The organism is Staphylococcus sp. HMSC62A08 (assembly GCF_001839105.1).
Classification (GTDB): domain Bacteria; phylum Bacillota; class Bacilli; order Staphylococcales; family Staphylococcaceae; genus Staphylococcus; species Staphylococcus caprae.
The window spans coordinates 70,958-85,287 of record NZ_KV840026.1; the positions used below are offsets into that span (position 1 = coordinate 70,958).

12 protein-coding genes, 1 pseudogene and 1 other annotated feature are annotated in these 14,330 nt (G+C 36.6%); of the genes and pseudogenes, 7 read left to right on the top strand and 6 right to left on the bottom strand.

Features of this window, described 5'->3' with window-relative positions:
• Positions 1-35: 35 nt before the first annotated feature.
• A complete protein-coding gene (locus HMPREF3264_RS00350; protein ID WP_002445112.1) occupies positions 36-239 on the bottom strand; it encodes a helix-turn-helix transcriptional regulator in 204 nt (67 codons plus the stop codon).
• A gap of 312 nt (positions 240-551) precedes the next feature.
• Between HMPREF3264_RS00350 and HMPREF3264_RS00355 the strand changes: the two genes are divergently transcribed.
• The 3 genes from HMPREF3264_RS00355 (at position 552) to HMPREF3264_RS00365 (ending at position 2,864) form a co-directional block, all read left to right on the top strand.
• Positions 552-752, top strand: coding sequence for a YozE family protein (locus HMPREF3264_RS00355; RefSeq protein ID WP_037541787.1), 201 nt, complete (start codon positions 552-554; stop codon positions 750-752).
• A 114-nt stretch (positions 753-866) separates the two neighbouring features.
• Positions 867-1,118: a helix-turn-helix domain-containing protein gene (locus tag HMPREF3264_RS00360; RefSeq protein WP_002445118.1), complete on the top strand. Its 252-nt coding sequence runs from the start codon at positions 867-869 to the stop codon at positions 1,116-1,118.
• Positions 1,119-1,676: 558 nt separating this feature from the next.
• Entirely contained in the window at positions 1,677-2,864 is a 1,188-nt protein-coding gene (locus HMPREF3264_RS00365) for an acetyl-CoA C-acetyltransferase (RefSeq protein WP_070871552.1), read from the top strand.
• 291 nt (positions 2,865-3,155) lie between these two features.
• Here the strand turns inward: HMPREF3264_RS00365 and HMPREF3264_RS00370 are convergent.
• The 5 genes and pseudogenes from HMPREF3264_RS00370 to HMPREF3264_RS00390 all read right to left on the bottom strand — a co-directional run bounded on the left by HMPREF3264_RS00370 (position 3,156) and on the right by HMPREF3264_RS00390 (position 10,230).
• Positions 3,156-3,898: pseudogene (locus tag HMPREF3264_RS00370) on the bottom strand (cyclase family protein).
• 21 nt (positions 3,899-3,919) lie between these two features.
• Positions 3,920-6,166: a 5-methyltetrahydropteroyltriglutamate--homocysteine S-methyltransferase gene (metE, locus tag HMPREF3264_RS00375; protein WP_070871553.1), complete on the bottom strand. Its 2,247-nt coding sequence runs from the start codon at positions 6,164-6,166 to the stop codon at positions 3,920-3,922.
• Positions 6,163-8,001, bottom strand: coding sequence for a bifunctional homocysteine S-methyltransferase/methylenetetrahydrofolate reductase (locus HMPREF3264_RS00380; protein WP_070871554.1), 1,839 nt, complete (start codon positions 7,999-8,001; stop codon positions 6,163-6,165). Before HMPREF3264_RS00380 ends, metE begins: the two co-directional genes overlap by 4 nt.
• Positions 7,955-9,130: a cystathionine beta-lyase MetC gene (metC, locus tag HMPREF3264_RS00385; protein WP_070871555.1), complete on the bottom strand. Its 1,176-nt coding sequence runs from the start codon at positions 9,128-9,130 to the stop codon at positions 7,955-7,957. Before metC ends, HMPREF3264_RS00380 begins: the two co-directional genes overlap by 47 nt.
• Complete coding sequence (locus HMPREF3264_RS00390; protein WP_070871556.1) at positions 9,127-10,230, bottom strand: PLP-dependent transferase; 1,104 nt, start codon at positions 10,228-10,230, stop codon at positions 9,127-9,129. Before HMPREF3264_RS00390 ends, metC begins: the two co-directional genes overlap by 4 nt.
• 65 nt (positions 10,231-10,295) lie before the next feature.
• Positions 10,296-10,703: a binding site (T-box leader), on the bottom strand.
• A gap of 428 nt (positions 10,704-11,131) precedes the next feature.
• Between HMPREF3264_RS00390 and HMPREF3264_RS00395 the strand changes: the two genes are divergently transcribed.
• The 4 genes from HMPREF3264_RS00395 (at position 11,132) to ychF (ending at position 14,283) form a co-directional block, all read left to right on the top strand.
• Entirely contained in the window at positions 11,132-11,962 is an 831-nt protein-coding gene (locus HMPREF3264_RS00395) for a ParB/RepB/Spo0J family partition protein (protein WP_070871557.1), read from the top strand.
• Positions 11,963-12,068: 106 nt separating this feature from the next.
• Positions 12,069-12,950, top strand: a complete 882-nt coding sequence (locus HMPREF3264_RS00400; RefSeq protein ID WP_002445133.1) for a mechanosensitive ion channel family protein — start codon at positions 12,069-12,071, stop codon at positions 12,948-12,950.
• 20 nt (positions 12,951-12,970) lie between these two features.
• Complete coding sequence (locus tag HMPREF3264_RS00405; RefSeq protein WP_002445134.1) at positions 12,971-13,174, top strand: DUF951 domain-containing protein; 204 nt, start codon at positions 12,971-12,973, stop codon at positions 13,172-13,174.
• Between the two features lie 11 nt (positions 13,175-13,185).
• Positions 13,186-14,283, top strand: a complete 1,098-nt coding sequence (gene ychF / locus HMPREF3264_RS00410; RefSeq protein WP_070871558.1) for a redox-regulated ATPase YchF — start codon at positions 13,186-13,188, stop codon at positions 14,281-14,283.
• Positions 14,284-14,330: the final 47 nt, after the last annotated feature.

Genomic DNA, 14,330 nt, shown 5'->3' on the forward strand with positions numbered 1-14,330 from the left:
CGAATAAGTTTAGAAAAATAAGTATCTTCCTACTTTCATAAGTCTCCCTCCTCAATAATAAAAATATTTTCTACTGGTTCGTTAAAAATTTTGGCTATTTTTATAGCGGTTAAAATAGATGGAGTGAAATCATTACGCTCAATTAATGAGACAGTTTGTCTGGAAATGCCTGCTTTTTTAGCAAGTTGTGTCTGGTTATATCCATCTCTTGCACGTAATTCTTTAAGTCGATTTCGCAATTTCTATCAACTCCTTACACACATAACATATATTACTTTTGTCATTTTGACAAGTATATTAGTCAAAATGACGTAAATTAATGTCAAATATCTTCAGATAAGTTTAATCAAATGTAGAGAATCTTATCTAGAAAGCGGAATGATAAAAGATTAAAATGCTGGTTATAGAAGCGTTCTTAAATTAAATTCACCGATGAATCATTTGTAAATTGAGGCTATCTCATTATTTAGATAAATTGAAACAAATGTATTTTGGAAATGTATATATTTTGTTAATATATCTATTGTTATGAAATCCGGGAGGTGCAAGTGGTGAGTTTTTATAACTTCATGAAAAACTATGAAGGTGAGAAGAGTCATTTTGGTGACTTATTTGAAGGTATGAAAGATATCGATTTTCCTAAAGATGTCTCTAGTCCTAGAGATATTATTGATAGATTTCAACATTGGCTTGAAGAACCGAGCTTACATGATACGATTCATCAAGCTATTGAGTCATATGAGCAACAGTAACAATTTTAATCGTAATTTATATTTATCATTCGGGCTAATATTCCATCATTAGAACGCTAATGTAAGGGAAAAGGCGTCAACATTAATATAAAAGACTTTCAGGGAGTGTTGATCATGAACAATCTACACAATATTAGAGTGAAAAATAACTTAGAAATTAAAGAGCTTGTAGAAGACATAAATAAAAAATTTGGTACTCAATATGAAGTGCATCATATTTGGGAATGGGAAAATGGTGAAAATGAACCCAAAATGGAAGATGCACTTGTGTTAGGTAAATATTTTGATGTTCCACACCAAGAATTTCTAGATAGCGAAATGAAAAAGTTAAAAGATTCATTTGATGATGTATCCATCAATAAATAATTAAACAAATATAAAGGAAAGTAAGTATCCCTCTCAATTCATAATAAGAATCAAAAAAATATTTCTCACCTTTGTATTCATAACATCGTAAAGGAAACCAAGACGAAGTAGTTATATCAGTGATTAACAATGCGGTCAGTCTACCCGGCCTAGTTAAACTGAACTATTTCATCTTGGTTTCCTCTTTTTATATCATTTTCAATCAATTAAGTATCAATGTCCTCATTCACTCGATTTCAAATCTCACCGTCAAAGGGTCAGTCTAAATGTGAATCATCACATGATTAGGTATAGATTAAACACAATTATTTGTCGATACATGTGTTGTCTCTGGAAAAATTAATTATAATTTTGTACTATTGTCAGTAATGAGTGGGCACGCGCTAAGTATGATAAACATGCTTATACGACGTTCTCAAAGACGGTTAATGATATATAACTTTTTAATACAGAAAGATGTTACCGTTTCATTTATAAGGGGAAGATGCATGTTAACGACATGTGGTTCGACCCCCATTTTCATAAGGATAAAAAAAGAAAATAAGGAGATGAATAGATATGACACGAGTAGTTCTAGCAGAAGCATACCGCACACCTATAGGCGTATTTGGAGGTGCCTTTAAAGATATCCCTGCTTATGACTTGGGCGCAAAAGTAATTAAACACATTGTAAAAAGTAGTGGCATCGACCCAAAAGAGGTCAATGAGGTTATTCTAGGCAATGTCTTACAAGCAGGACAAGGTCAAAATCCTGCACGCATTGCTTCCATTAAAGGCGGATTATCTGAGGCCACGCCATCATTCACAATCAATAAAGTCTGTGGTTCTGGAATGAAGGCTATTCAACTTGCCTACCAATCTATCGTAGCTGGCGATAATGAGATTGTGATTGCAGGTGGTATGGAAAGTATGTCTCAATCTCCAATGCTATTAAAAAATAGTCGATTTGGATTTAAAATGGGCAATCAAGCGTTAGAAGACAGCATGGTAAGTGATGGATTAACAGATAAATTTAACGACTATCATATGGGAATTACGGCAGAGAATTTAGTTGAAAAATATGGTATCACTCGAGAAGAGCAAGATCAGTTTGCTGCGCACTCTCAACAAAAGGCTGAACACGCACAAGAAACAGGTGGATTCGATGCGGAAATTGTGCCAGTAGAAGTGCCTCAACGTAAAGGGGAGCCAGTGGTTGTGTCACAAGATGAAGGGATTCGTCCAGGTACGACAGCTGACAAGTTAAGTCATTTACGTCCTGCATTTAAAAAAGATGGTTCTGTTACAGCTGGAAATGCATCAGGTATTAATGATGGTGCTGCAGCAATGTTAGTTATGACTGAAGAGAAAGCGAAAGCACTTGGTGTGAAGCCGATTGCGGTGTTAGAGAGTTTCGGAACAAGTGGTGTAGATCCATCCGTTATGGGAATTGGTCCTGTTGAAGCGGTACGTCAAGCATTGAAACGTTCAGGTAAAACGGCGTCTGATATCGACGTGTTTGAACTTAATGAAGCCTTTGCTTCTCAATCATTAGCAGTTGACCGAGAATTACAATTGCCACAAGATAAGGTGAATGTTAAAGGTGGCGCGATCGCATTAGGCCATCCTATTGGTGCATCTGGTGCTCGTATATTAGTTACTTTATTACATCAACTGAATGAGACGACTCAAAATGGTCTTGCTTCATTATGTATCGGTGGTGGTCAAGGTATTGCTACTCTCGTATCTCATTATGACGCGAAATAATAAAACAAGCTGTAAGTGTATGTCAACGCGACATCGCTTACAGCTTGTTTGCTTTATTTATGAAATTAGGAAGGTTTAATAATGCGATGACGTAATGAATGGCTCTTCCATTAACGATCGCTACAGGTAAAAGACTTTGTTCACCCTTTTAAATGCATTTTTATACATTCATTTCTTTGGCAAGCCGGCTCAAAGCTTACCAAAGTTGTGGGGTAGTTGAGGGTTACATGCGTCACGTTGATGTACTTGATAATTGAAAAATTTGATTTGGTTGCTTAAATGATTGCTCATTTATGGTTTGATTGCGAATGCTCTGACAGGAAATCCTGGGGCATCTTTAGGTTTTGGACTAATCGCATAGATAATTGCGCCACGCGTAGGTAATTGATCTAAGTTTGTTAATAATTCTAACTAGAAAGTATCTTTGCCTAGAATGTAACGTTCACCTACAATATCTCCGTTTTTAGCGGTATCCACAGAAGCATCGGTATCAAATGTTTCATGACCGATGGATTTTACGCCACGTTCTTCGATAAGAAATTTCAAGGCATCTAGACCCCAGCCAGGTAAGTGTTGATTGCCATTGGCGTCTTTATTTTCAAATTGGTCAATATCTGGCCAGCGTTTAGACCAGTCTGTGCGTAGAGCTACAAATGTACCAGATTCAATTTGACCATTGTGACTTTCCCATTCTTCAAGGTGCTGTCTAGTTACGATGAAATCGGCATTCTCTGAAGCCTCTTTAGAGTAGTCTAGGACGATGAGTGGTAAGACCAATTCTTTCAAGTCTAACTCTTCTAAGTATCTTCGATTTTCCACAAAATGAATCGGCGCGTCGATATGCGTACCATATTGTGTAACGATACTCCATCGTTGAACGTAGAAACCATGTTCTTTGACGTTAAAGAGTGTCGATACTTCACCTTTTCAAATTCACTAAAGCGAGGAATCTCAGGATCGAAAGTATGTGTTAAGTCGACCCATTGTGCCTCTTTAAGTTGATTCAGTTGGTCCCATAAAGGATAGTTTGTCATAAGCATCACCTCTAAATGATATTATGCTGTTGTTACGCCATTTTCTTGACGTTTCTTCTTCACTGCGTTAACTAAAACAGTTAAGGCATCTTTTACTTCGTCTTCTTTACGCGTTTTAAGGCCACAGTCTGGATTAACCCAGAAGAGTGAGCGGTCAATTTGTTGTAAAGAACGATTGATAGCTGTAGTAATCTCTGCTTCAGTTGGAATACGTGGACTGTGAATATCATAAACGCCTAATCCAATACCTAAATCGTAATTGATATCTTCAAAGTCTTTAATTAAATCACCGTGACTACGTGATGTTTCGATTGAAATAACATCTGCATCTAAGTCATGGATAGCATGAATGATTTGTCCAAATTGAGAATAGCACATATGTGTATGAATTTGTGTTTCATCATGTACGGATGATGTTGCTAACTTAAATGAGTTAACCGCGTCTTTCAGGTATTGTTCATGGTATTCAGAACGTAATGGTAATCCTTCACGTAATGCTGGCTCATCTACTTGGATGACTTTAATACCTGCTTCTTCAAGCGCTAACACTTCTTCATCGATCGCTAATGCGATTTGGTCTTGAACGACTTTACGTGGGACGTCTACACGTTCGAAGGACCAGTTTAGGATTGTGACTGGACCAGTGAGCATCCCTTTTACAGGTTTGTCAGTTAAACTTTGTGCGTAAACCGTTTCTTTCACTGTTAATGGTGCTGTCCATTTTACGTCGCCATATATCACTGGTGGTTTAACGGCACGTGAACCGTATGATTGTACCCAACCAAACTTAGTTACTAAGAAGCCTTGAAGCTTTTCGCCGAAGAATTCAACCATGTCATTACGTTCAAATTCTCCATGTACGAGTACGTCTAAACCGATGTCTTCTTGTATTTTAATCCAACGGGCAATTTCATTTTGTAAGAAGTCTTGATATTCAGCATCTGTAATACGATGATTCTTCCAATCTGCACGGTATTTACGTACTTCACGTGTTTGAGGGAATGAACCTATTGTTGTTGTTGGTAAATCTGGTAAATTTAAGCGCTCATATTGTTTTTGTTTACGTACTGAGAAAGGTGACTTACGACTTGTAGGAACGCTATCGAAGTCGTATTCAAGATTTTTAAATGATTGGCTTTGGAAACGTTCGTAACGCGCTTTAAGTTCGTCATATTTAGCGCTATCACCATTATTGAATAAACGGCGTAAGGCATCTAATTCATCTAACTTTTCAGTAGCAAAACTTAATCCTTCTGCAATAGATTCGTCTAATGTTTCATCATCTAAAGAGACTGGCACGTGTAATAAAGATGATGATGGTTGAATGACTAATTGGTTTGTATGTTGTTGTAACGTTTCGATTAATTGCTTTTTAGATTCAATGTCTGCAGCCCACACATTACGACCATCAATAATGCCTGCATAAAGTGTCTTGCGTGAATCGAAGTCTCCAGCTTTAATTTGTTTTAAGTTATAACCATTATCATGAACAAAGTCTAAACCTAAGCCGCCAACTGGCAATGTGCTTAAGAATTTTAAATGTACACGTTCAAAGTATGTTTGGATGACTAACTTTTCACCTAAACCAGCTTGAGCGAAGTAATCATAAGCTTCTTTAGTGATATTCTCATAGCTTTCACTATCATCAGTGACTAAGATAGGTTCATCGATTTGAATGTATTCGGCACCGGCATGAATCAGTGATTCTAGTACTTCTTTATAAAGTGGAAGCAAAGTTTGAACTTTCTCTTCAAATGATTGGTTGCCACCTTTAGAAAGTTTGACGAAAGTAATTGGGCCAACGATAACTGGATGGGCATTGACATTGATAGATTGGGCGTATTTAAAGCGTTCGAGTAATGTGTTTTTCTCTACTTTAGGTTCTACATTATCCCATTCAGGCACGATATAGTGATAGTTAGTGTTAAACCATTTGATGAGTGCACTCGCTACATGTTCTTTATTACCGCGGGCGATATCGAACAATAAATCATCATTCACTTCACGACCTTGGAAACGTTCTGGAATAATATTAAATAATAAAGATGTATCAAGAATGTGGTCATATAATGAGAAATCTCCAACAGGTATACTGTCTAAATTGTAATTCTTTTGAAGTAAGAGGTTCTCTTTGTGTAAATCAGTCAGTGTTTGATCTAATTCAGCCTTATCGATTTTGTGAGACCAGTAGCTTTCAATCGCTTTTTTCCATTCTCTTTTTCTACCTAATCTTGGGAATCCTAAGTTTGAAGTTTTAATTTTTGTCATAATATTGCCTCCTTGTTAGCAGTAATAGATTTAGAATATGCTGCGAGTTCTAATGAATAATCTACCTTTTGAAAAGGTGTGATAATGTACAAACCGTTAAAGTATTCATGTACTGTATCGATGAGTTCTTTAGAGAGTCTTAAACTTAATTCTTTCGTTTTTTCCTTATCATCTTTAACAGCTTTAAATTGGTTAAGTACATCTTCTGACATTTTTATGCCTGGCACTTCGTTATGTAGAAAAAGTGCATTGTTATAACTGGCTATAGGCATAATGCCAATGAAGAACGGTGTATTTAGATGTTTCGTTTCTTCATAAACTTGTTTAATTTTTTCTTTGCTATAAACGGGTTGAGTAATGAAATAGCTCATACCGCTTGCAACTTTTTTCTCAAGTCGTTTAACGGCACCGTCAAGTTTTCGTACGTTTGGATCAAACGCACCAGCGATGTTGAAGTTGGTATGTTTCTTCAGCGCATCACCATCCGTGTTAATACCTTGGTTAAATCTCAGTGCAAGTTCTGTTAGACCTTTCGAATTCACGTCATACACGTTGGTTGCACCTGGTAAATGGCCCACTTTAGAAGGGTCACCAGTAATGGCTAGAATTTCATTAACCCCGATGAGTGAGAGACCTAAGAGGTGAGATTGAAGCCCTATAAGGTTTCTATCACGACATGTGACATGAACGAGTGGTTCAATATCATAACGTTGTTTGATTAAACTTGCTGCTGCGATATTACTGACTCGAACTGTTGCAAGGGAATTATCAGCCAACGTAACCGCGTCAATACCTGCTTCATCTAATTTTCCGACGTTGTCGAAGAAAGTATCTGTGTCTAAATGTTTCGGCGTATCTAGTTCGACAATCACAGTTGGTCCATTTTTAACTTTGGTAGTAAGATTTTGTTTCATCATGCTCGTTGGTTTACGATTTGATTTCTTCGTGATGGGAATCACTTTTTTATCTTTTACAGGTGTTAAACCTTGAACAGCTGATTTAATATAGCGGATGTGCTCAGGTGTCGTACCGCAACAGCCACCGATAAGTCTCACGCCTTCGTTGATAAGTTCTTGTGCAACATCGCCGAAATATTGCGCATTGTCACTATATTTAAATTCACTATTTTCAATGTCTAGTAGACTTGCATTTGGATAACATGATAAATATGCCTGTTCAGGCAGCTCTATATGTGAAAATGAACGCTGCATATGGTGTGGACCATGGTGACAGTTAAGACCAACAACGTCAGCACCACACTCAACGAGTTGTTTAAGTGCCTCGTTAATTTCAGTGCCATCGACTAAATAATTGGTGTTGGAAGCGGTCAATTGCGCAATAATAGGAATGTCATATTTCCTACGTGTTGCGACTACAATATTTTTCAATTCGTCTAAGTCGTAATAAGTTTCAAATAATAGAGCGTCTACGCCTTCATTGATTAAGGTATCGATTTGAAGTTCTGTATGATATTGAATCGTTGATAAACTTATTTCTTCTTGTCTCACACCTCTAAAGCCACCTACAGTACCAAGAATAAATGTGTCCTCATTGGCAGCGCGTTTAGCAATTTGTACAGCTGCTTTATGTATTTCTCTGACACGATGTTCTAAGCCGAAGTTTTTAAGCTTTTCGAAATTAGCACCGTATGTGTTGGTTTGGATCACGTCCGCACCAGCTTCGATATATGAGCGATGGATGTGTTCTACCTTGTCTGGATGAGTAAGGTTGTACGCTTCAGGGCAAGTGTCGAGCCCTTCTGAGTAAAGTATTGTGCCGATAGCTCCATCAGCTACCAAAACGTTGTTCTGTAAATGTTTCAGAAATTGACTCATTGAAAGCCTCCTTTAAAGCGTAGTTAAAATCTGCGATGATTTCTTCAGGATCTTCAAGCCCCACACTTAAGCGGAATAAACCGAAAGTAATTCCTCTTTCTTGTCTTACAGCTTCTGGAACAGCTGCATGTGACATTGTTGCTGGGTGAGAAAGAATGGTTTCAACACCACCAAGACTGACTGATACAAGTGGTAATGTGAGTGATTCTACAAATGCTTGTGCTTTAGATTCATCTTTCAATCTAAATCCGATAACCGCTCCACCTGTGGAAGCTTGTCTTAAATGGATCGGGTTATTTCCTGGGTAATAAACTTCTGCGATTTCTTCACGCTGATTTAAGAATTCAACTAAGCGTTCAGCATTCGACACAGATTGTTTAAATCTTACCGGTAATGTTTTGAGATGCTTCGCCAGAGCCCAGCTATCATGTGCAGAGAGTGCTGTGCCAGTGCCGTTTTGTAATAAATAAAGTGCTTCTGCAATATCTTTACGATTTGTGATTGCTGCACCTGCAATGAGATCGCTATGACCACCTAAGAATTTAGTTGCGCTATGAACCACGATATCTGCGCCTAAGGCTAATGGTGATTGACCAAGAGGTGTCATAAATGTATTATCCACTGCTAAGCGTAGGTTATTTTGTTTAGCGATTCTTGCTACTGCTCGTATATCTGTAATTTTGAAAAGTGGATTCGATGGCGTTTCTACGTAAATAAGTTTAGTATTCGTTTGAATGGCATTTTCAATTTCAAGATTATTTGTAGCGTTTACCGTTGTAAATTCGATATTAAAACGATTTAAAATTTGTTCAGTGAGTCGAAATGTACCACCGTATACGTCATCAGGAAGGATAACGTGATCGCCTGACTGAAGCGTCAGTAATACTGCAGTAATTGCTGCTATTCCAGATGCGTATGCAAAAGCATAGTTCCCGCCTTCTAGACGTGCGAGTTTTTCTTCTAAAAGAGTGCGATTTGGATTTCCACTTCTTGCGTAATCATATTGAGTATCGCCACCTAGTACTTTTTGGTGAAAGGTTGACGAATCATATAATGGTGGATTAGCTGAGTGATATTCTTGTCCTCTGCGTGAATCAAAAATGACTTCTGTTTCTATAGATAAACTCATGAAATCACTCCTACTTTAGAATTTTCTAATGCTTGAATAATATCTGTTTCGATATCGTTATAATCTTCAATACCTACAGAAAGACGAATAAGATGTTCATCGATGCCTCGTTTATCCTTTTCTGCATCAGGCATGTCTACATGTGTTTGTGTGTAAGGGAAGGTAATGAACGTTTCTGTTCCGCCTAGACTTTCTGCGAATATGCAGACGTTTATATTTTCCAGAAATTTAGCAACACTATAGGCTTTATTCAGTCTTAAACTTAGCATTCCAGTGCGACCGCTATAGAGTACTTCGTCAATGGATTCAGTGTGACGACATCTTTCAGCGAGTCGTTGCGCATTTTCTTGAGAACGATCAATACGAAGGTGTAGGGTCTTTAGTCCTCTTTGAAGCAGGTAACTATCTAGAGGAGACAGTGTTGCGCCTATCATGTTATGAAATTGACCAAGTTGTTCTGCTAAATGTTCATCTTTTACTGTGACGACGCCGGCTAGTACATCATTATGTCCACCGATGTATTTCGTTGCCGAGTGGAGTACGATATCTGCGCCTTCTTCAAGTGGCGTTGAAAGATATGGCGTTAAAAAAGTATTGTCTATGATTGTTAATAATTTATGTTTCTTACTTAGTACGTAATAAGGATCGACGTCTATTTCTATCATTTGTGGATTTGAAATGGGTTCAATGAATAATGCTTTTGTTTGTGGTGTGAGATTTTTTTCAACATCTTCATAATCTAAGAAATCTACATATTTAAATTTCACACCGTATTGTTGTTCGTAGAAATCGAAGAGTCGGAATGTACCTCCATATAAATCAAATGCTACGAGAACTTCATCACCAGGTTTGAAGATGTTACATACAAGTTGAATTGCTGCCATACCACTAGAAGTGGCGAAAGAGGCGATGCCCTTTTCAAGTTTTGCAAATGCTTCTTCAAATGCAGTGCGTGTAGGATTCTTTGTACGTGTGTAATCGTATCCTGTTGACTGACCTAGATGAGGATGTTGGTATGCGGTAGATAAATAAATTGGATTGGCAATAGCGCCAGTATGGTCGTGTGTTAGAGCGATTTGAGCTAATTCAGTATCCTTCATTACTAGACCCTCCTAATATAAAAAATAAAAAAAGCTTCCGTCCTTTAAACCCGAGTAAATCGGATGTAAAGGACGAAAGCTTCGGTTTCGCGGTACCACCTTTGTTCGTCACTTTATTGCTAAAGTGACCTCTATCAGTACGCCATCATGTAGGAAATGGTTACATGTTTGGAAGTGCCAATACATTCACAATCTTAATCGCTACGTTAAATCATTGAGCCTAATAAAAACTCATTTAGTCTTTTGAAAGATTAAATGAGTATTAACGATTAGTTGTGACGGTAGTAATTCCAGTACGCCATTCAACATCAATGTTAATACTGTATCGCTGTAACGGGCGAACCCGTTGATACCTCATATTGGCATCAACACTCCAAGGCCATTTTCAAACTTTCTTTCAATGCCTTCTCTCAGCTTATGAAGACTCTCTGTATTAGCAGTGTAAGTTCTACTTTCCTTTTTATAGTGTGTAAAATGTTTCGTTTTGTAATTGTTAATACATAGATTACATACTGGAAAATGATTTGTCAACAACTTTTCTGAAAATTTAGATTAAATAGTTAATTTAGAAAGTAGTAGGAGGATTTTGGAATGAACGTTGAAGTTTGTTAAAAAGTTTCGGAAGGATGTGGAAAAATCTTAAAACGCTTGTACAATGAGATTGAAATTTTTAAAATAGTAAGTGATGTGTTGAAATAGGAAGTTGGACAGAAAATAGTTGAGCAAAATTAATTTCTTTGTCCCGAACCCAACTTGCATTGTTTGCAGAATTTCTAAAAAATTTTTTGTTGGGGCTTCGCTGGTAAGGTTGGTTAGGATTAAGAAGAACTTGATATCAGTGCACTTTCAATTCAGATATCTACTGCCAATATGTTAAGCATTTATAGAAAGATGTGAAAAGATGACACAGGAAGAAGATCAACGTTTGCAACTTGAAAGTAACGAACATGTGCAAAATATAGCTATTGATTTAATTAAACCGAATCCTTATCAACCACGAAAGTCATTCGATGAGGAGAAATTGCAAGATTTGGCGAAATCAATTGAGCAACACGGTATTCTTCAACCGATTGTATTAAGAAAAACAGTACAAGGCTTTTATATTGTGGTGGGTGAACGAAGATTCCGAGGATCTCAAATCGCTGGATTAAGAGAGATCCCTGCAATAGTTAAAGAACTATCAGATGAAGATATGATGGAACTAGCTATTATTGAGAATTTACAACGGGAAGATTTAAATGCGATTGAAGAAGCTGAAAGTTATAAAAAGTTGATGTCGGATTTAAACATTACACAACAACAAGTTGCACAACGATTAGGTAAGTCTCGACCATATATTGCCAATATGCTAAGATTGCTTCATTTACCTTCAGAAATTATGACAATGGTTAGAGAAGGAGAATTATCTGGGGCACACGGCCGTACCCTCTTATCATTAAAAGACGCTTCGAAGATGAAGAAGATAGGGAAGCAAGCCATCCGGGAGTCTTGGAGTGTAAGACAGCTCGAGCAATATGTAAATACGTATTTACAGAATGATACGGTTCAACCAGAATCGAAGCAAAGTAAGAATAAGAAACCTAAATTTATTCAACAACAAGAAAGAGAACTCAAAGAACGATATGGTTCTAGAGTTGATATTTCTACTTCTAAGCATGTTGGTAAAATCACTTTTGAGTTTAAATCAGAAGAAGAATTTAAAAGACTGATTCAACAACTTAATGAAAAGTAATTGATTTCATGTGGTTTTTTAAAACTGAAGACTGATTCAATTGAAAGAGCTTTAAGCTATAGTGTATAAGTTACGAAAAATTTAAAAAAAAGGAGGTAACGAAATAATGAACCAAATAAAGCATATTTTATCTTCTTTATTTGAACCTTTAACCAAAATTGAGACATATGAGAATCTTGTCTCAAAAATTATAATGATTTTGATTTATATCATTGTTGCACTCATCGTTATTGCGATTTTAAATAAAGTGATTGAACAAGCTTTTAAAATACAAAATAAAAGTAAAAAAGGAAGTAAAAAACGTTCAAAAACGCTCATATCACTTGTACAAAACGTAGTAAAATATATTGTATGGTTTATCGTACTTACAACCATTTTAAGTAAATTTGGTATTAGTGTTGAAGGTGTTATCGCCAGTGCTGGTGTCGTTGGTGTAGCAGTAGGTTTCGGTGCGCAAACAATTGTTAAAGATATCATTACTGGTTTCTTTATTATCTTTGAGAATCAGTTTGATGTGGGTGACTATGTTAAAATCAATAGCGGCGGAACAACTGTAGCAGAAGGTACAGTTAAATCTATTGGTTTAAGATCAACACGTATTAATACGATTTCTGGTGAGTTAACTATTTTGCCAAATGGCAGTATGGGTGAAATCACCAATTTCTCTATTACAAATGGCACTTCAATTGTGCAACTTCCAGTCTCAGTTGATGAGAATTTGGATCAAGTTGAGAAGAAATTAAATAAATTATTCACGTCATTACGCAGTAAATACTATTTATTTGTTAGCGACCCAGTTGTCGATGGTATTGATGCAATTGAGAACAATAAAGCAATCATTCGTGTTTCTGCAGAGACGATTCCAGGAGAAGGTGCTTCAGGTGCCCGTATTATTAGAAAAGAAGCGCAAAGAATGTTTGTCCAAGAGGGAATACGTATGCCTCAACCGCTATTTACACAATACGATGAGGCTCAAAGTAAAGACTAGTTATCATTGGAGGTAATTTCATGACGTCAAATTACGGAATAAATGATATAGTAGAAATGAAAAAACAACATGCATGTGGAACGAATCGCTTCAAAATCATAAGAATGGGTGCTGATATTAGAATTAAATGTGAAAATTGTCAGCGTAGTATTATGATTCCACGTCAAACGTTTAATAAAAAATTGAAAAAAGTTCTTGAATCTCATCAAGACAAAGAAAGTTAGGAGAATGATTAATGGCTTTAACAGCAGGTATCGTAGGTTTGCCTAACGTAGGTAAATCTACCCTATTTAATGCAATTACTAAAGCTGGTGCATTAGCAGCGAACTACCCATTTGCTACGATTGATCCAAATGTAGGTATCGTAGAAGTACCAGATTCACGTTTACTCAAATTAGAAGAAATGGTACAACCTAAAAAAACTATCCCTACAACATTTGAATTCACTGATATTGCAGGTATCGTTAAGGGTGCCTCTAAAGGTGAAGGGTTAGGTAACAAATTCTTATCACATATTCGTGAAGTAGATGCGATTTGCCAAGTTGTTCGTGCATTTGATGACGAGAATGTGACGCACGTTTCTGGAAGAGTAAATCCATTAGATGATATCGAAGTCATCAATATGGAATTAGTATTAGCTGATTTAGAATCAGTTGATAAACGCTTACCTAAGATTGAAAAAATGGCACGTCAAAAAGATAAAACAGCAGAGATGGAATTACGTATTCTTACTAAAATTAAAGAAGCTTTAGAAGATGGTAAACCTGTTAGAAGTATTGATTTCAATGAAGATGATCAAAAATGGGTAAATCAAGCTCAATTATTAACTTCTAAAAAAATGTTATATATCGCTAATGTGGGCGAAGATGAAATTGGCGATGAAGATAACGATAAAGTAAAAGCAATTCGTGAATATGCTGAGAAAGAAGATTCTGAAGTTATCGTGATTAGTGCCAAAATTGAAGAAGAAATTGCGACACTCGATGATGAAGATAAAGAAATGTTCTTAGAAGATTTAGGTATTGAAGAACCAGGTCTAGATCGACTTATACGAACTACTTATGACTTATTAGGCTTGTCAACTTACTTTACTGCAGGTGTTCAAGAAGTACGTGCATGGACATTTAGACAAGGTATGACAGCCCCACAATGTGCAGGTATTATCCATACCGATTTTGAACGTGGATTTATTCGTGCCGAGGTTACAAGTTACGTTGATTATGTAGAGTATGGTGGCGAAAACGGCGCTAAAGAAGCGGGTAAACAACGTTTAGAAGGTAAAGATTATATTATGAAAGACGGAGATATCGTACATTTCCGCTTTAATGTATAATTTAATAGATTTTTATGGAGGTTGGGACATAATCAATTGTCTCAACC